Below are 19,094 nucleotides of genomic sequence, written 5' to 3'. Positions count from 1 at the left end.
TATAATATAGCTGTACTTAGTATTTTTTCCTGAGGGGGAATTATAGGTGAAAAAGAAGCTACTGGCATTACTGATGGGTACATCTTTAGTTCTTGCAGCCTGCGGCGGCGGTGACGATGCGGCTGAAGACAAGGACACTGCTACAAACGGCGGCGGTGAAACAACGACTGATACTGCTGACGCCGGTGATGCACAAAAGCTTTATGAACAGAAATGTTCAAGCTGCCACGGTGCAAATCTTGAAGGCGGTGTAGGGCCTGCACTTGATAAAATTGGTGCCAGCCTATCACAGGAAGATATTGAAAACACAATTGCTAACGGTAAAGGGGCTATGCCTAAAGGCTTGCTTCAGGGAGAAGAAGCTTCTGCTGTAGCATCCTGGCTAGCAGGCAAGAAATAATAGGATTAAATGAAAACGTTCTGTTCAGCAGGACGTTTTTATTTTTTCTCTTATCTTAAGGTATGCTGCTATTTGTTTAATAACCGCTTAGTTGATTGGAGCGGAAATCGAGCATCCTGGAGAGCAAATCAACGGACTGCATTAAGGTGAATGAATAAACAACATATGAGAGGTTATTTTTCTAGCAGCTTATGCTGAGCAAGACAATTTTTGACATGAATCGAGTGAATGCAATATGAAAAAAGAAGGAAAAATTCGTCGAGTGAGCGAAGAGAACACTAGAATATTAATGAAACTCAGGAAAAAAGTAACAATAGTTAAGGGATTGAAAAGAAACTGTAATAATTTTTTCCGTTATTTTGACAACTTATGATGTTATAATGGGTTGTGTGAGAATTTTAGATGGCTAAATAGGCAGTATTTACAAGTATTTTGTCATTCTTTATGTCGAAAGGATGTCGTTTTTTAGCGAAAAAAAGCCGTCTGTTATTTAATTCTTAATACACACTAGATGCTAGGTGATATATATGATCGATATGAAAGACGTATATAAGAGATACCCCAATGGTGTTACAGCTGCCAGCGGGATTGATGTGCATATCAAACAAGGTGAGTTTGTTTATGTGGTAGGACCGAGCGGGGCCGGTAAATCCACTTTTATTAAAATGATGTACCGGGAAGAAAAGCCTTCGAGCGGAACGATAACCATCGACGGAGTGAATCTTGCTACATTAAGGAATGCAAAGGTGCCGCTGATGCGCCGCAAAATTGGTGTTGTTTTCCAGGACTTTAAGCTTCTCCCGACTCTGACTGTCTATGAGAATGTAGCTTTTGCTCTTGAGGTCATTGAAGAGCATCCGAAGAATATTAAAAAACAAGTAATGGAAACTTTGGACCTTGTAGGTTTAAAGCATAAGGCAAGAATGCTTCCGACCGAATTATCAGGCGGGGAGCAGCAGCGTGTTTCCATCGCCAGATCAATCGTAAATGCTCCAAAGGTCGTGATAGCGGACGAACCTACAGGAAACCTTGACCCGGATACTTCATGGGAAATCATGAACATTTTCGATGAAATCAACACGAGAGGAACGACTGTGGTCATGGCAACTCATAATAAAGAAATTGTTAACACGATTAAGCACCGCGTTATTGCCATAGAAGGCGGAAGGATTGTGCGTGACGAGCAAAGAGGTGATTACGGCTATGAAAGCTAGAACATTGGGCCGGCACTTCCGTGAAAGCTTTAAGAGCCTCGGTCGAAACGGATGGATGACGTTTGCTTCGGCAAGTGCGGTGACAGTAACACTCATTTTGGTTGGCGTATTTTTCGTCATTATGATGAATCTCAACAAGGTGGCTACAACCATTGAAGAGGACGTGGAAATCCGCGTTCACATCGATGTTGCTGCAAATGAGCAGGATCAGGAAGTTTTACGGCAAAAAATCGAAGGAATACCCGAAGTCAAAACAGTGGAATATTCAACTAAGGAAAAAGAGCTTGATAGTTTAATAGACAGCCTTGGTGAAGAAGGAGAAGCCTTCAAACTGTTCGAACAGGATAATCCGCTGAACGATGTATTTATCGTAAAGACGAAAAACCCGGCAGATACAATGAAAGCGGCAAAGCAGATTGAAAAAATGGAATACGCAGCAAAAGTAAAGTATGGGCAAGGGCAGGTTGAAAAGCTATTCAACTTTATCAATGCCGGCCGAAACGTTGGCCTTGTGCTGATTATTGGCCTATTATTTACAGCCATGTTCCTGATTTCCAATACGATTAAAATTACGATTATGTCACGAAGAAAAGAAATCGAGATTATGAGATTGGTAGGAGCAACCAACGCGTTTATCAGATGGCCATTCTTCCTGGAAGGTTTATGGCTTGGATTGCTTGGATCCATTATTCCGATTGCACTTGTTTCAACAGCTTACTATTATGCCTATGATTACTTGGCGCCAAAGCTTGAAGGACACTTTATCAAGCTGCTGGAATTTAGCCCGTTTGTCTATCAGATTTCCGGACTCATCATCCTGATGGGTGCACTCATTGGTGTATGGGGAAGCCTGATGTCAGTCAGAAAGTTCCTGAAGGTATAGAACCAGCTTAGAAGGCCCTGCGGGGGGAACCTGTCCAGGAGCCTTCTAGCCTCATAATAATAGACGATTCAGCAATGTTAAATGTTTCAGACATAGTTAAAAAAATAGAACGATTGACCTGTACATATGGTGTTCATTGAAAGGAGAAATCGGAAAATTGAAGAAATCCATCATCACATTATCATTGGCTGCCATTTTGGGGTTTGGCAGCGCAACAGTAGGACTGCCTCTTGAAAAGGCGTCTGCAGCAAATAAACTAAACGATCTAAACAGCCAAAAGGACAAAATTAACCAGCAGCGTTCAGGAGTAGAATCGAAGATTAACGATACAGATAAAAAGCTTACCGAAAACCAGGGCGAGCAACAGTCCGTACAAAGTGAGATTGAGCGCCTTGATAAAGCGATCAGCGATGCTTTAGCAAAAATTGAAGAGAAAAACGGCCAGATTGCAGACACAAAAAAGGAAATTGAAAAATTAGAAGCCGAAATTAAAATATTAGTAGAGCGCATCAAAAAGCGCAATGAACTATTAAAAGACCGTGCACGCAATTACCAGGAAACTGGCGGAATGGTGAGCTATATTGATGTTTTAATGGGTGCGCAAAGCTTTGGAGACTTTGTTGAACGTGTTGGAGCAGTTGCAACAATCGTAGAAGCAGACCAGGATATTCTAAAAGCGCATCAGGCGGATAAAGACGAGCTGGAGAAGAAACAGGCTCAGATAAAAGAAGAGCTTGCCTCTTTAGAAAAAATGCGTGCCGAGCTTGAAAGCATGAAAAAGAGTTTAAATGCCCAAAAGGCAGAGAAAGATAAACTGCTTGCATCCCTAAAGCATGAAGAAGAGGAAATGCATGCTCATAAACTTGAACTAGCAGAAGAAAATGAAATTCTTGCAGCCCAGGAAGCGGCACTTCAAAAAGCGATTAAGATTGAGCAGCAAAAACAGGTAGAGGCAGCAAGACAAGCTGAATTGGCAAAACAGAAAGCAGCCCAGGAAGCGGCTAAAAAGAGCAGTTCTTCATCAGCAGGAAGCAGCTCATCATCTGATAGCGGATCATCAAGCAGCCCGCAGGTTACTCCACCGGCAGTTTCCGGCGGTGCATGGACAAAACCAGCTGCAGGAAGACTTTCTTCTGGTTTTGGCGGACGTTCATTAGGCGAGCACTATGGTGTTGATATTGCTGCAGGTGGTACAGTACCGATTGTGGCAGCGGCAGACGGTGTCGTAATCCGTTCATACTATTCAAGCAGCTACGGAAATGCCATTTTCATTGCACACTCTGTAGGCGGACAAACTTACACAACCGTATATGCTCATATGAGAAGCCGTTCTGTAGGCTCTGGCCAGACTGTTTCTAAAGGCCAGCAAATCGGTATCATGGGTAATACTGGACAATCTTATGGCCAGCACCTGCACTTTGAACTTCACAGAGGTTCTTGGAATGCAGCAAAATCAAATGCAATTAATCCAGTAGGCATTGTGCCTCTATAAAAAATAGTGAAAGTGGAAGGAGCTTAGCTTCTTCCACTTTTCTTTTACCCTTAAAGAGGGGCTATAATCCTATTTATTTAACATTAGGAGGAGTGTCATGAATATATGGAGGTGCCGGCTTCAGCTTAGGTGCTGGAGCAAAAGGGGGAACTTCTTGCATGTATTGGAAGGTTCCCTGGCCATCCATGCTCCTGCCTTGAGCCCAGCGGCCCTGGCTGCTTTCATCTCCTCTTGAAAGGTTCATAAATACATAGGAAAACTCTTCTTTTTCAAGCTCCTTCGGGAATGTGCTTGGCACGGTCTTTCCTTCCTGGGCTTCAAGCTCTTTTATCGCGGCAAGCCATTGGTTCTGATGCATGCGGTCACGGGCAATTAAGTAGGCCAGCATGTCTTTGACACCGTGGTCATCAGTCATTTCATACAGACGGACAGCCTGCAGACGTCCCTGGGATTCGGCATTCAGATTCGCACGGAAATCAGCCAGCAGGTTGCCGCTGGCTACGATGTATCCACCCTGCCACGGGACCCCGACACTATTGACAGGCATGGCACCAAGACCGGAAACAATCGCATGCTGAGGGTTCATTCCGCCCAAAATCGCGGCAAGAAGCGGATCCTGGGCAGCTTTTTCCTGTTCTTTTACAGGTGCCCCGTCCAGCAGACGTGCAATCATGGTGGCAAGCATTTCAATATGGGCCAATTCTTCGGTCCCTGTATCCATTAATAGATCCCGATATTTATCATGTTTCCGCGCACCCCAGCCCTGAAATAAATACTGCATGGCCACAGACATTTCCCCAAATTGTCCGCCAATCAGCTCCTGCAGCTTTTTAGCATACACCCAGTCTGGTTTATCAGGCTTGGCATTATATTGAAGTTCTTTAATATGATAGAACATTTGCACACTTCCTTTATGTGAAATTCAACTTAATATATTCTTAAATTGAGATATTGTGCATATGCCTAACCTGATTATTGAAATCATAACTTGTCCTTATCCAGCATAGGATGTGATGAGCATGGTCATTTCATCAATCATGATGGAAAGTTTTTATAATGGCCTATGAGACCGCTGCAAAATAGAAAGGGAGATGAAGATGAGCAGAAAGTGGATCGCCGTGCTGATGACGGGATCATTGCTGACAGGAGCTGGCGGTACTTATGCAGGCATGCAGTGGCTGGCAAAAGAAACTCCTCAGACAGGAACAGGAAATCAATTGATAGATTTTAAGGAAAACGGAACACAAATTGAAAAAGAGAAAATCGAAAAAATGGAAACAGCCTATCAGCTAATTTTAAATAGCTATGTGGAAAAAGTAGAAGAAAAACAGCTCGTGGAGGGAGCCATCCAGGGCATGCTGGCGACCCTGGAAGACCCATACTCTGTTTATATGGATGAAGAAACAGCAAAACAATTCAATGATACACTGGAATCTTCTTTTGAAGGGATTGGGGCAGAAGTCAGCATGGTGGAAGGTAAAATAATCATTGTTGCACCATTTAAAGATTCACCAGCTGAAAAAGCAGGGCTGAAGCCGAAGGATGAAATTTTAAAAGTGGATGGGGAAAGTGTAGAGGGTCTTGATTTATATAAAGCTACCATGAAGATCCGCGGCAAAAAAGGCACAAAAGTAGAACTTGAAATTGCGCGCCAGGGACTTAAGGAACCTTTAAAGGTAGAAGTAAAGAGAGATGAGATTCCACAAATTACGGTATTCTCGGAAATCAAGAAGCAAAGAGGGAAAAATGTAGGATATCTGGAAATCACCTCATTTTCCGAAGAGACATCCAAGGAATTTGCAAAACAGCTGAGTGAAATGGAGAAGGATGGGATCGAAGGGCTTGTAATCGATGTGCGCGGAAATCCCGGTGGTCTCCTGACATCAGTACAGGAAATCCTGAAAGAATTGGTTACGGCTGATAAGCCATATTTACAGATAGAGAAACGGGATGGAGAAAAAATGAGGTATTTCTCCACACTTGAAAAGCCTAAAAGCTATCCGATTGCTGTTCTTGTAGATAAAGGGAGTGCCTCTGCATCGGAGATTCTTGCCGGCGCTTTAAAGGAAGCGCAGGGTTATGCCATAATCGGTGAAAATTCATTTGGAAAGGGCACAGTTCAGCAGCCAGTTCCGATGGGAGATGGCAGCAATATCAAGCTTACATTGTTTAAATGGCTGACACCAGACGGAAACTGGATTCATAATAAGGGAATCAAACCAACCCTCGAGGTCAAACAGCCAGACATCTACCAAACGCATCCTTTGCAGGTGGAGAAGCCTTTGGCCATCGATATGAATAATGAAATGGTGAAGAATGCACAGGAAATTCTGGCGGGCCTTGGATATGCTCCAGGACGGACGGATGGCTACTTCAATGATTCCACTGCAGCTGCTGTAAAAGCATTTCAGAAGCAAAAAGAGCTTGAAGGAACCGGCCGGATAGACAAAAAAACAGCAGCAGCGCTCGAACAAGCAGCCATTGAAGAAATGAAAAAAGAGCAGAATGACCTTCAGCTGCAAACGGCTCTGAGATATATTGCAAAATAATAGTTGGTGACAGGTACCACCCGGTTTTTGTCGAAAACATCATTTCTTATATAACTGGTCTAGTACTGGTCTAGGTGCCTGTCACCCGCTATATAGCAGGAGGGATTTTCCTTCTGCTATTTTTTGTATTTGTGCCAGATTGTGATAGGTTTTGGAAGACGCTTTTGGTAGAATAAAGAGTAATAGAGTTTTCTGTTTGTTACATAATTCATGAGAATTTATTTATAGAGGCTGGTGGCAAGTTTGATAGAGGAGTGGATTTTTGAGTTTTTAAAAGGAACGGGAAAGCTGCTGCTGAACCCGGTATTTTATTACCTGTTTTTTGCAGCTGCATTTTTGGGGGTTTCCCGTGTAAAGCGAGAGCGCAAAGACTTTTCAGTTCGTGCGGAAAATGCTTATTTTGAGCTGAGGCAGCTTCTTCCTCTTGGGATCCTGGCAGGTCTTTCAGTGAGTATCGTGATGGTCGGTGCAGGACTTATCGTACCAGTGGAAACGATTGTTTTTACTGCTGCTCTAACGTTCTTGTGGAGCTTTACGGCAAAAGTGAGATGGATGGCGCCTGTTTATACCCTGGGCTTTGCATTTTTCGCAACCATGTTTGCTGCTGAACAGAAATGGCCATTGCCATCATTCGCCAAGACATCAGCAGACCTTGACTCTTCCATCTTTCCATCCATAACTGTTCTCCTTGCTCTTCTTGTTATAGCAGAAGGCTTCCTGATTATAAGAAACGGCCGGAAAGGCACATCTCCCAGGCTTGTAAAGAGTAAACGGGGCCAGACCATTGGCATTCATGAATCAAAAAGACTCTGGATGGTGCCTGTGTTTCTGCTTATTCCCGGTCAGGCACTGCAGATGCCGTTTGATTGGTGGCCAGCGATCCCGATTGGCGGGGAAACGTATTCGCTCATTCTGGTTCCTTTTTCGATAGGTTTTTACCAGCGGATCCAGGGCACGCTTCCTAAAGAGGCAACAGCACTGCTTGGACAAAGAATCAGCGTGTTTGGCATACTCCTTTTGCTAATTTCATCTGCAGGCTACTGGTATCCGCTTGCAGCTGTGGGAGCAGCAGCACTTGCTATCATTGGGCGTGAATTCATCTCTCTCCGCCAGAGAATGACAGAGGATCAGGCACCGTTTTACTTTTCCAAGCGCAATCAGGGAATCATGGTGCTTGGAGTAGTTCCGGATTCACCGGCTGATAAAATGTCTCTTCAAGTGGGAGAGGTGGTTACAAAAGTTAATGGTGTGAAAATCCATGATGAAAAAGGCTTCTATGAAGCGCTGCAAAAGAACGGTGCTCACTGCAAACTTGAGGTTCTTGATGTGAACGGCCAGGTCCGCTTCGTCCAGCGCGCTCTTTATGAAGGGGATCATCACGAACTTGGGCTGCTGTTTGTGCAGGAAGAGAAGAAATGGGATAGTGAAGCGGTGTAAGTGTAAATTTTCAAAATCCCCAAGAATATGATCATAATTTTCCAGAATGAATTTTCATAATCCTACGGAATGGTAAATCAATAAAAGAAAAAAAGTCTAACTGAGTAATTATTAGAGAAACGATTTAGTCGTTTCTCTATTTTTATATAGAATTGGTTGGATGGTTAAGTTATTTCTATAAGTAAACCAAGGACTGACGTAATTATTTATCGTTGTATTAATAGATTAACTATAGAGAATAGGCATTATACAATAACATGGATTTCTTAAAAAATCAGGCCAGATTAGAGAAGATCACTTAGAAATGAAAAAGTGATTGTGAAGCATTTCACTTAAACTAACGGGGCAGGTTAGATGAAGAGGCAATTTCCAAAGCACAGGAATTCCTTTGATTCTTACAGAATATTTTATTATAAAATTACAATTGTTTTAGTGGATTTAATTAATGCGATTAGGGATTTAAAAGTAAACAGGGTTACTTCAATCTGCAGCTTTTTTGTTAGGATAAATAATCAGAATGAATATAGCTATCGAATTATTAGGAGAGTTTACAAAATGGATATTTTAAAAGATGTAAGGACATCGGGTGCTTATGTATTGTATAAAGGGTTTTTTATATTTCAGGTAGGTCCAACAAAAGATGAAGATAAACTTGGGGTGGTTAGATTAGGAGGACACAGAGAAGGTAATGAAACAGCACTAGCCACGGCAAAACGGGAAGCTTTCGAAGAGGCTAAGGTAAACATCATTCCTTTTAATCCTAAGAATACATTTTATCTTAAAGAATGGAATGACGAGCCAGCTAGAGTAAAAGTAAATGAACCATTTTCTCCAATTCTAATTAAAGGGAGTGGAGAAGCCTCCTATACGGTGATGTATCTTTCATATGCATTAACAAAACCTATTCCTTCTTCCGAAACAAAGGGGTTATTGTTACTAACTCCAGCAAGTATTGATCTTATTTGTAATGATGCCATAACATTAAACGACTATCATAAACTAAATGGAATTTCTATCCTACAAGCAGACATCGATCACAATTTAGTATTAGAGCCTTTTCCCCAATTAATCTTCCTATCAAAGTTATTAAAGGAAGAAACAGAACTAATGAAATCCTATATTAAAAATTCTTATTAAATAAATGGTTGCTGGCGGTTAACAAGAGTTCTACGAGTGCTCATTTTCTTTTTCCACTAAAGGGGCAGCATTAGTTGAAGAAGGAGTCTGGAATGGCAAATGAGAAGAATTAAAGAACCTTTATCGGGGAGTGTGGGGGTTAGAAATGATTAAAGCTGTTATATTCGATTTAGACGGAACTTTGTTAAATAGAGATGAATCAGTGAAAATGTTTATAGAGACGCAATACGACAGACTAAATAAATTGGTGGGACATATACCTAAAGAGAATTTCGTAAGAAGGTTTATTGAATTAGATGATCGTGGATATGTTTGGAAAGATAAAGTGTATCAACAACTAGTCAATGAATTTGGGATTACTGATATAACTTGGGAGGATTTACTTCAAGATTACTTAAGTCAATTTAAGAATAATTGCATCTCTTTCCCAAATCTCAATAGTATGTTAGATGAATTGCGTACCAACAACTTTGTTTTAGGGTTGATTACCAATGGAAAAGGGCAATTTCAGATGGATAACATTAAGGCTATGGGAATTGAAGAGTATTTTGATATTATTTTAATATCTGAATGGGAAGGTATAAAAAAACCTGATCCTCAAATATTTATGCGAGCATTGGACCAACTTAATGTTACATCTAATGAAAGTTTATTTGTTGGCGACCATCCAGACAATGATATAAAAGCTGCTCAAAATGTAGGAATGAAAGGAATTTGGAAAAAGGATTTTCAATGGAACGATGTTGAAGCAGACTTTATTGTAGATGATTTGGGAGAATTACCTTTAATCATAGAAAATTTAAGATAACAAGTTATTAAGTCTAGTTAAACGAACGGGTGCTTTACTTTTAGATCCAGCTGCCATTCCAGGTGGCTTTTTCTTTTACTCTAACGAAACAGGTTTGTTGTCTGCTTTTTCGTAGGTGTTTTAGAATTTAGTTTAATTTTTTCTCTTGACTTGAAATGCTTTTCATAAATTAGATTGAAATTAAGCTGATTTTCAACGAAGGGAGAAGAAAGATGTATAAAAAAATTAACCTTCAGGAAGATGAACATGTACTATCTACTCTTACAGGATTATTGGAAATCTTTGATGGAGTACAAAATATCTACTATGGAGATTTGTTTTTAACCAATAAAAGATTATATATAGTAAGCACTAAACTAATAAATGTGGAAAAATCATACTGGTTTAATGGAGAAATGAGAGATATTGAACATACTGCACTCATTGTAGGAGAACGCAGAATTGTTGTAAGATGGGCATACTATGGAAATCTTCTTTACTTTATAAAAGCTTTTCAGAGATTGAATGTAAATGTGTAGGTTTCTTAATTCCCGATATATGGGGGAGGTATGTGATGATGACAAATATTAAGGACATTGCAAGATTAGCAGGTGTATCCGTCTCTACTGTTTCCAGAGTACTTAACAATTATAAGCATGTTGCTAGAGAGAAAAGAGAGTCTGTTCTTAGAGTAATTGAAGAAATGAACTATACACCAAATAAAAATGCAATTGATTTAATCCGAGGTGAAACAAGAACAATAGGCGTTATTCTCCCATATAACAACAATCCAGCATTTGATCAGATTTTAAACGGTATATTGAACAAAGCATTAGAGAATGATTTTTCAATTACCGTACTTCCTTCCATTTATAGTAAAGAAAAAGAAGTGAAGTATTTACAAAAATTAAAAAGCAAGCTGTATGATGGCATCATTATCGCTTCAAGAGCAAATGATTGGGAAACGATCATTCCGTATAGCGATTATGGTTCTATCGTTTCGTGTGAATATACGCATCACAAGGAAATTGGATGTTCCTATATGGACCGTTATTCTTCTTATCTAGATGCCTTTCAAATGTTAAAAAACAAAGGGCATAATGCGGTAGCTTTCACAACCGCCAGGCTGGAAAGCAATAGCACGAAGCAAATGATTGATGCTTATAATGAGATTTTTGGTGAACTTCAACCTAAATATCACATTTCAGGTTGTCTTTGCTTAGAAGACGGCTATGAAGCAGCAGAGAAATTCCTGCATTTACTGGAAAGGCCAACAGCTATCTATGCGAATGGAGATGAAGTGGCTGGTGGAATTTACTTATATGCTAAGTCAAAACAATTGAAAACCCCTGCTGATTTAGCAATCATTGGTCAAGAAAATCAGCCAATTGGTATGGGTATGGGGATTACTACAGTGGATCATCAGCTAATGAAAATCGGTGAACAAGCTTGTAGCCTAGTGATAAATAAATCTAGAGAAAAAGTAAAAATACCTTATCGCATTGTGGAGAGAGATTCTGTTTAATGTGTGTTTCAAATGGGAAGGACCATGCGAGACAAACTGGGCACTTTACTTTTTCTATCGGTACAAAACGACAATATCCAGATGTAAGGCCCCGCCTATGTGCCTTTGGTGTGGAATATAAAATATCAGCAGGATGTGGAGAAAGAAAATGAGTGAAAAATTTATTGTCTTTGACATTGATGGGACATTATTAACGACAGAGATGAAGTTTCTCGACAGTACAAAACAAGCTTTGGTTGCTCTTAAAGAAAAAGGGCATTACATCTGCATTGCGACAGGAAGGGACTACGTTTCAGCAAAATCCATTGTTGACGAGCTTGAAATTGATACATATGTTTTATGTAATGGATCAATCGGGTATGTCCGACATGAATTAAGGCATGAGGTAATGTTGTCAAAGGAATCTATTAAGAAACTAATTGAAATTGCAACGGAAAACAATGATCAGGTTGTGTTCCAAACATCGAACGGATTAAAAAGGCATTTTAAAGAACCCGGAGAGTCGTTAACAAAAGCTTACAAAAGCCTGGGATGGAGAATCCCTGATTTTGATGAAATGTATTGGAAACAAAATCAAATTATTCAGGCTATGCTTTTCTGCAAGCCAGAGGATCTTCAAAAATACGCAATTAAAGAATTCAGATATGTGAGTTGGCACAAATTTGGTTTAGATGTCATCCCTAAAGAAGGATCTAAAGCAAAAACCATTTTAAAAATCGCCGAAGAAAATGGATTTAAGCGGGAAGATATCATCTTTTTTGGAGATGGATTGAACGATATTGAACTAATGGAACTTTCAGGAATGGGGGTTGCAATGGGAAATGCTGCAACTGAAGTTAAAGGGAAAGCCGATTTAATCACAGATAGCTGCAATGAGCATGGAATTTACAATGCTCTTAAGAGCATGTCCTTAATATAAAAGAGAAAGACAAAAAAATTAGTAAATTTTTCACGCAATTAGTTTTTTATCAACAGGAGATTGTGAAGGGTTTCGCTTAAGTGAACAGGTGCTTTTCTTCAATAAGCATTTTCAGCAATCGGGCGCGATTGTGTTACAAGAAGTAAATGGTCTTACATATTTTATATTTAATTTAATGTGTCCTAAAAATGGGAAAATATTTTTTCCGGAAGTTTATGAAAAATTGATGATTTTTTCCAGGTCATTCCGGGGAATTATTATGTAAAAAGGGAAAATTACACATTGATATTACAAGGTTCCATTCCGAAAGATTATGAAAAATTTCATGTAAGCATGAAAATAACTTCTAAACCAGTATTTCAGCCAATGGATGCTGGTTTTTTGTTCTTCAAGTGAGGAAGGAAAGCAGTGGATACTAATTTATGAGCAGCTTAAAGTAAGTTCTGGACTGCATTCTGGATGAGAAGTATATCATTAAAAATTTGCTTTTTTATCTTTACATTCTTACAACGATCCATTTCGCCTGTCAGTAATAGAAGTTCCTTCTTGAAAATGTCTATTGTACTCATGTGTCTGTTCACTCCTGGCTTTTAAGTGAGGAAAGTTGGAATTTGTAGTTCTTTATACCCTTGGTCAGATGGATTGAAACCAAAAAATGAGATATTTATGAGTGAATGTATCTAATTTGTGGGGTGTCATTTTTAAATTATATGGATGAATTTTTTTCGAAACCTTTTCAATCCCAATTCGTAGTAGAAGTAGCATCTTCTTAGGAGTAAACACACGAATATGATATTCTTTAGTTAATCCATTCAAAGAAAAAGGTGACATTGTGGCAAAGAAAAAACTGCAGTACTGGACTTTGCAATTGCTGCTTATCTTAACCATCATTTATGTATCAACAAAAATCTCATTTCTGTTTGAACCGGTGGGCATATTTGTATCTACCTTGTTCTTTCCAATCATTATATCGGGATTCCTGTATTTCTTGCTGAACCCGCTGGTAAGATTGCTGCAGCGCTATAAGGTGCCCAGGACGGCAGCGATCTTGATCATTTATGCAGCAGTTATTGGGTTGGTGATGCTCGTTATTGGCAACATCGCTCCGCTAATCAGCAGACAGGTGACTGAATTATTCAACGACCTGCCGGGATATGCGAAAACGACAAGAGACTTTGTTAATTCAATGTCAAACACCGAAGAGTTTAAATGGTTTTTGACGCAGGACTACGTATCGCTTGAAGAAATTGAAGCCCGCATTATGGAATATGCCAATACCCTGCCAAGCCGCGTTACGCAGGGGGTAGCAGGAATTGTCAGCCTGGTCACCAATATTGCGATCACAATTGTAACGGTGCCATTCCTGCTGTTTTATATGTTCAAGGATGGCGATAAGTTCCCGGCAGCTGTTTCCAAATTTCTGCCTGCTTCATACAGGGAAGAGGGAGTTAAAACACTTAAAGAAACAGGAGAAACACTTTCTTCTTACATTCAAGGACAAATTACAGTGGCCTTGTTTGTGGGAACACTATCGTTTATCGGCTATTTAATCATTGACCTGCCATATGCACTTGTCATGGCGCTTATTGTGTCCATAACTAATATCATTCCTTATGTCGGACCGTTTCTTGGTGGTGCACCTGCTGTTATCGTTGCACTTTTTGACTCACCGACTAAAGCATTCCTGGTTGTCGTGGTCATTGTGATTGCCCAGCAGATAGAAGGGAATGTGCTGTCGCCGCTAATTCTCGGAAAAACCTTAAACACACATCCAGCCACCATCATCATCCTATTGCTGGTTGCAGGCAATCTTGCCGGCATCCTCGGTATGATTCTGGCAATACCTACTTATGCTGTGACCAAAACGATTGTTTTGAATACAGTTAGATTTTTAAGGGCGAGGAAGACAGCGAATGACGAAGCGGTAACTTAAATTGAGTAGCTCCTTTTAAGAGAAGGGGCTTTTTTTATTGCTGGATTTATCTAACATAATTCATCAATATGTTACAACCTGTTGGGTTTATCCAGCATGTTATAAGATTTATCTACCATGATCACTATGTTATCTAACATGTATTATAATTTATCTAACATCTCACACAGTTAAAGCGGGCTTTTTACAAGTTAAAATAAAACGAAAGCAGTGATCCAAATGTGTTTAATCCTTTTCGCATACAAAGTTCATCCCGTATACAAGCTTATCGTTGCTGCTAATCGCGATGAATTTTTTGAGCGCCCGACTGCACCTGCCCATTTTTGGGAGGACCATCCCGCTATTCTGGCTGGACGCGATTTAAGCAAAATGGGGACGTGGATGGGTGTCACTAAGAATGGAAGATTTGCAGCTCTTACAAATTACCGCGATCCGAACGAAGTGAGAGATGGCAAGAGGTCAAGAGGAGATCTGGTGGCAGATTTCTTGAAAGGCAGTGCTTCGCCTGCTGATTTTATGAAAATAGCATCTGAACATCGCAGCAGCTATCCCGGCTACAATCTTCTTGCAGGCAATTTGGAGGAGCTCTTTTATTATTCGAACGTGGAAGATAGAATAGAGCAGCTTGAAGCAGGAGTGTACGGGGTCAGCAATCATGTGCTGAATACCGGGTGGCCGAAGGTGGAAAAGGGGAAGGAGGGTTTATCTAAAATAATAGATCATGCATCCGGGAATTTCACAGAAGGCCTGCTGACACTTCTCCAGAATGCAGACCCTGCCCCTGATGACATGCTTCCGAAAACAGGAGTTTCACTTGAGTGGGAGCGGATTCTGTCCCCTTTATTTATCAACAGTGAAGGCTACGGAACCAGGAGTTCAACAGTGATGATGATGTCAGAGAGTGAGATCTATTACAGAGAGAGGGTACATTTTGGGGATAGCCCGCAGGACCAGGAGTTTATCATCCAAAATTAAAGAAGCCAGTTCAGGCATCTGGCTTCTTTCATTCAGGCTAGCGGCAAAGTAATCCGGACCGTTGTTCCTTCATTTTCCCTGCTGTGGATGTATAGGTTACCGCCATGGTTTTTAATGATTTTTTTGCAGATCATAATGCCAAGGCCTGTACCTTTTTCTTTTGTGCTGTAAAACGGCTCTCCCAGTTTGGCGAGGCGTTCTTCGGGTATGCCAATTCCTTCATCCTCGACACTGATGATGACAGAATGGTCCTCCCGGCGGATATCCACGTTTATTTTTCCGCCCACCGGCATGGCTTCAATTGAGTTCTTAATGATGTTAATCAGCACCTGTTTAATTTTATCTTTTTCACATTTCACATAAAACTCGCCGGGTGACTGTGTTAGTTCGATCATGATATTCTCCATAACTGCCTGGCTGTTTAAGAGGGTGATCACACTTTTTACAACATTTGTCAGGCAGGTTTCTTCCATTTCGGTTATTTGGGGTTTGGCGAGAACGAGCAGGTCATTGACGATGCCTTCAATCCGCTCCAGCTCACTTAGGATGACCTCCGCGAAATCTCCTTTATGATCTTCATATAATAACTGTGTAAAGCCTTTTATGGCTGTAAGCGGGTTGCGGATTTCATGGGCAATGCCTGCGGCAAGCTGACCGACAACCGAAAGTTTTTCGGCATTCTGCAGCTTTTCTTCCGTCTTCTTTTGTCCAGTCACATCTTTAATAATGATTTGGTAGACCTTTCTGTTCTTGAATGTGGTTGGAATCAGCTGGACTTCGGCTTTTCTCATTTGTCCGTCAGTCCGGATCAGATTAAGCTCAAAATTTACACTTAGCTTTGTTTGCAGAAAATCATCGAGGGTAGAATGTTCTGAAGGAGGAGTGTAGTCGTGGAGGGAGGTGCCGATCATCTCTTTGATGCTCGTGAATCCAAAAAGTTTCTTTCCTTCATTATTGATGTAGGTCCAAATCCCTTTTTGTGTCACCATTCCTATCGTATCCTTGGAGTACTCCACCAGAAAGCGGTACTTCTCCTGTGTTTCCAGAATCTCCTCTTCCATGATAATTCTTTGTGTCATATCCCGGATGATGCACATCATTTCTTTATCGTCATTAATGACTGAAAAATTGGCTTCAAGCCACAGATAATGCCCCTCCTTATGCCTGAAGCGAAAGGTCTCCCGTTTATGCGGAAGCTGTTCGAGCTCGGCCAGTGCATCTCTTAAAAGGTCCCGGTCATTTGGATGGCAGTATGTATAAAGGCTGCTTCGATAAAAGTCTTGCTGCGAATACCCCAGCATCGGCAAACAGGAAGGGGAGACATATAAAGCAATGCCTTCTTTTGTCACTCTTGCAATCACATCGCTGGAATGCTGAATGGCCAGCTGCAGATTCCTTGCTTCCACCTTGTCCGCGAATAAATCTGCAGGATTCTCGGTCATGATCATTTTCTGTCCCTCCTTTTTGAAAAATGGCACTTTTCCATTATTATACATGAGTTATTGGCTTAGACACATAGGATTTAACTATCATTTTTTAGTAGAGCCGCAAGCAAAAACTTTGTATTATTGCAGAGCTAATACAGCGTGCCAGGGACCAGAAGGTTAATTCAATTAAAAAATTTTAAAATTTTATATTGACATCCTTTTCTTTATGGTGGTAAAGTAATAAACATATTAAACAACCAAATAATAAAAATCTTCTTATCCAGAGAGGTTGAGGGACTGGCCCTATGACACCTCGGCAGCGGACAAAAGTGTACCGTGCCAAATCCAGCAAGCTTAGCTTGAAAGATAAGAAGAGGACCATTGATAAATGCTGCCCTCTTCTTTCTTTAGAAGAGGGTTTTTATTTTACCGGAAAAATGCAGCGAGATTCTATTCATAAACATATGAATAATTCTTATCGAGAGAAGCAGAGGGACCTGGCCCAATGAAGCTTCGGCAGCAGGCAGACTGCACTGTGCCAAATCCAGCAGGCGAAAGCCTGAAAGATAAGGAGGGGCCTTCAAAAAACCTCTTCTGATGGAAGGGGTAAATTTCAGGATATAATTCTTAGTTTTCGCATAGGAATAGTTAGTGAATAAAAAGTGACAGGTACCTATACCAATTCATTAAAGTGGTATAAATACCTGTCACCATCAAAGGGGAGATGCTGAATGATAGAGTTTCAGAATTTAAAGAAAGTCTATGAAAGCGGAGGACAGCAGGTAGCTGCTTTAAACGGAATAGACTTAAAGATTAACAAGGGTGAGATTTTCGGTGTGATCGGCTTCAGCGGTGCGGGAAAGAGTTCTTTGATCCGCTGTGTCAATTGGCTGGAGAAACCGACTTCAGGAAAGGTCATTGTCAGCGGACATGATCTGACGGCTTTATCTGTAAGGGAAATTCGCGAAGTGAAAAGAAACATCGGGATGGTCTTTCAGCATTTTAACCTATTAAATTCGAAAACAGTGTTTGCCAATGTTGCAATGCCGCTCACACTGGCTAAGGTCCCTAAAGATGAAATCAAAAAGCGTGTTCATGAACTATTGGAATTCGTGGGGCTCGCCGACAAGGCGAACAGCTATCCCGATCAGCTGTCAGGCGGACAAAAGCAGCGGATCGGAATTGCCAGGGCACTGGCGACCCAGCCTTCCATTCTGTTATGTGATGAAGCGACTTCAGCACTGGATCCTCAGACAACCAGCTCGATCCTGCAGCTGCTGAAAAAAATAAATAAAGAATACAATATTACCATTCTGATCATTACCCATGAAATGTCTGTAATCAGAGAGATTTGTGATCGTGTCGCTGTTATTGAGGCAGGAAAAATTATCGAAGAAGGAACCGTCTTTAATGTCTTTTCATCACCAAAAACACAAACAGCGAAAAACTTTGTCAGCACGGTTATGAATGATCAAATACCTGACTCCATTAAAGAAGTGATCGAAAGACAGCAAGGTCTTCAAAAGGTATTTAGAATCAACTTTGTTGGAAATTCTGCCGGGCAGCCGCTCCTTTCGCAGGTTGCCAAAAAGTTTAATATCGACTTTAACGTCCTGTTTGGAAATATTACTGAACTTCAGGGAACACCGTTTGGCAACCTGATTGTCGAATTCCAGGGTCCGGACAGTGAAATCAGACGTGCTATTCAGTACATCAGCCAGGAAAAAGTTTCTATAAAGGAAGTGACAACACGTGCTAGTTAATCAGGAAAAAATCATCGAAGCCTTAATTGAAACGATCCAAATGGTGGCATTCTCATTGCTGTTTTCAGCTCTTATCGGACTGCCGCTTGGCATATTGCTTGTCGTGACAAGGAAAGGGCATCTGCTGGAAAACACCGTTGTTTTTAACATCATAAACAGCATTATTAATATTTTCAGATCAGTCCCCTTCATCATTTTAATGGTAGCCATCATCCCAATCACCCGGATGATTGTCGGGACATCGATTGGAACTGCTGCAGCAGTAGTGCCGCTCGTCTTTTATGCAGGACCCTATATTGCGAGGTTAATAGAAAATTCATTGCTTGAGGTTGATCCGGGAGTCATTGAAGCTGCAGAAGCAATGGGAGCGACACCTGGCCAGATCATTATAAAGTTCCTGATTCCTGAAGCGCTCAGTTCGCTGGTATTAGGCTTTACAATTGCGACAATCGGTCTGGTCGGAGCATCAGCCATGGCCGGGGCGGTCGGAGGCGGCGGCCTTGGTGACCTTGCCATTACATATGGCTATCAGCGATTCGATACAACCGTCATGCTGATTACCGTTGCAATCTTAGTGGTCATGGTTCAAGGCCTGCAGTCATTCGGAAATATCATATCCAAAAAAATCAGAAGAAGATAAATGAGGAGGAAAC

The 19,094-nt window shown here is 40.9% G+C and carries 17 protein-coding genes and 2 riboswitches; of the genes, 15 read left to right on the top strand and 2 right to left on the bottom strand.

Annotated features, from left to right (window positions below; translation table 11 throughout):
- The first annotated feature begins 46 nt into the window (after positions 1-46).
- From cccB to ACXAD1_RS21600, 4 genes are all read left to right on the top strand, one after another.
- Positions 47-400, top strand: a complete 354-nt coding sequence (cccB, locus tag ACXAD1_RS21615; RefSeq protein ID WP_019383351.1) for a cytochrome c551 — start codon at positions 47-49, stop codon at positions 398-400.
- Between the two features lie 527 nt (positions 401-927).
- On the top strand, positions 928-1,614 hold the full coding sequence (gene ftsE, locus ACXAD1_RS21610) for a cell division ATP-binding protein FtsE (RefSeq protein ID WP_206840127.1): 687 nt from the start codon (positions 928-930) through the stop codon (positions 1,612-1,614).
- Positions 1,604-2,497 (top strand): permease-like cell division protein FtsX, encoded by an 894-nt coding sequence (ftsX, locus tag ACXAD1_RS21605; protein ID WP_206840130.1) that lies wholly within the window; start codon positions 1,604-1,606, stop codon positions 2,495-2,497. The genes ftsE and ftsX overlap by 11 nt, the downstream gene beginning before the upstream one ends.
- Positions 2,498-2,654: 157 nt before the next feature.
- Positions 2,655-3,989 (top strand): murein hydrolase activator EnvC family protein, encoded by a 1,335-nt coding sequence (locus tag ACXAD1_RS21600; RefSeq protein ID WP_474910939.1) that lies wholly within the window; start codon positions 2,655-2,657, stop codon positions 3,987-3,989.
- A gap of 73 nt (positions 3,990-4,062) precedes the next feature.
- Here ACXAD1_RS21600 and ACXAD1_RS21595 read toward each other — a convergent pair whose 3' ends face one another.
- Positions 4,063-4,887, bottom strand: coding sequence for a manganese catalase (locus ACXAD1_RS21595; RefSeq protein ID WP_474910938.1), 825 nt, complete (start codon positions 4,885-4,887; stop codon positions 4,063-4,065).
- A 199-nt stretch (positions 4,888-5,086) separates the two neighbouring features.
- Between ACXAD1_RS21595 and ACXAD1_RS21590 the strand changes: the two genes are divergently transcribed.
- The 9 genes from ACXAD1_RS21590 to ACXAD1_RS21550 all read left to right on the top strand — a co-directional run bounded on the left by ACXAD1_RS21590 (position 5,087) and on the right by ACXAD1_RS21550 (position 15,251).
- Positions 5,087-6,538, top strand: a complete 1,452-nt coding sequence (locus ACXAD1_RS21590) for a S41 family peptidase (RefSeq protein WP_474910937.1) — start codon at positions 5,087-5,089, stop codon at positions 6,536-6,538.
- A gap of 243 nt (positions 6,539-6,781) precedes the next feature.
- The gene (locus ACXAD1_RS21585) at positions 6,782-7,975 is read left to right on the top strand and encodes a PDZ domain-containing protein (RefSeq protein WP_370225360.1); all 1,194 of its coding nucleotides are present in this window, start codon (positions 6,782-6,784) and stop codon (positions 7,973-7,975) included.
- Between the two features lie 555 nt (positions 7,976-8,530).
- Entirely contained in the window at positions 8,531-9,112 is a 582-nt protein-coding gene (locus ACXAD1_RS21580; RefSeq protein ID WP_474910936.1) for an NUDIX hydrolase, read from the top strand.
- A gap of 145 nt (positions 9,113-9,257) precedes the next feature.
- Positions 9,258-9,920, top strand: coding sequence for an HAD family hydrolase (locus ACXAD1_RS21575; protein WP_474910935.1), 663 nt, complete (start codon positions 9,258-9,260; stop codon positions 9,918-9,920).
- A 212-nt stretch (positions 9,921-10,132) separates the two neighbouring features.
- Positions 10,133-10,438 carry a hypothetical protein gene (locus ACXAD1_RS21570; RefSeq protein ID WP_474910934.1) on the top strand — a complete coding sequence of 102 codons (306 nt, stop codon included), beginning with the start codon at positions 10,133-10,135 and terminating at the stop codon, positions 10,436-10,438.
- Positions 10,439-10,476: 38 nt separating this feature from the next.
- Positions 10,477-11,424, top strand: coding sequence for a LacI family DNA-binding transcriptional regulator (locus ACXAD1_RS21565; RefSeq protein WP_206840439.1), 948 nt, complete (start codon positions 10,477-10,479; stop codon positions 11,422-11,424).
- A 148-nt stretch (positions 11,425-11,572) separates the two neighbouring features.
- Positions 11,573-12,343: a Cof-type HAD-IIB family hydrolase gene (locus ACXAD1_RS21560; protein WP_474910933.1), complete on the top strand. Its 771-nt coding sequence runs from the start codon at positions 11,573-11,575 to the stop codon at positions 12,341-12,343.
- An 832-nt stretch (positions 12,344-13,175) separates the two neighbouring features.
- Positions 13,176-14,276 carry an AI-2E family transporter gene (locus tag ACXAD1_RS21555; protein WP_474910932.1) on the top strand — a complete coding sequence of 367 codons (1,101 nt, stop codon included), beginning with the start codon at positions 13,176-13,178 and terminating at the stop codon, positions 14,274-14,276.
- 219 nt (positions 14,277-14,495) lie between these two features.
- Positions 14,496-15,251, top strand: coding sequence for an NRDE family protein (locus tag ACXAD1_RS21550; RefSeq protein WP_474910931.1), 756 nt, complete (start codon positions 14,496-14,498; stop codon positions 15,249-15,251).
- 32 nt (positions 15,252-15,283) lie between these two features.
- Here ACXAD1_RS21550 and ACXAD1_RS21545 read toward each other — a convergent pair whose 3' ends face one another.
- Positions 15,284-16,699: a PAS domain-containing sensor histidine kinase gene (locus ACXAD1_RS21545; RefSeq protein WP_474910930.1), complete on the bottom strand. Its 1,416-nt coding sequence runs from the start codon at positions 16,697-16,699 to the stop codon at positions 15,284-15,286.
- Between the two features lie 252 nt (positions 16,700-16,951).
- A riboswitch (SAM riboswitch) is annotated at positions 16,952-17,051 on the top strand.
- Positions 17,052-17,150: 99 nt separating this feature from the next.
- Positions 17,151-17,251, top strand: a riboswitch (SAM riboswitch).
- A gap of 158 nt (positions 17,252-17,409) precedes the next feature.
- Here ACXAD1_RS21545 and ACXAD1_RS21540 point away from each other — a divergent pair.
- Both ACXAD1_RS21540 and ACXAD1_RS21535 read left to right on the top strand, forming a co-directional pair.
- The gene (locus ACXAD1_RS21540) at positions 17,410-18,441 is read left to right on the top strand and encodes a methionine ABC transporter ATP-binding protein (protein WP_370221505.1); all 1,032 of its coding nucleotides are present in this window, start codon (positions 17,410-17,412) and stop codon (positions 18,439-18,441) included.
- Positions 18,431-19,081, top strand: coding sequence for a methionine ABC transporter permease (locus ACXAD1_RS21535; protein WP_474910929.1), 651 nt, complete (start codon positions 18,431-18,433; stop codon positions 19,079-19,081). Before ACXAD1_RS21540 ends, ACXAD1_RS21535 begins: the two co-directional genes overlap by 11 nt.
- Positions 19,082-19,094: the final 13 nt, after the last annotated feature.

The sequence above is a fragment of the Cytobacillus sp. ABV4_503 genome (assembly GCF_056158445.1).
This window is presented reverse-complemented; position numbering and strand designations above follow the sequence as displayed.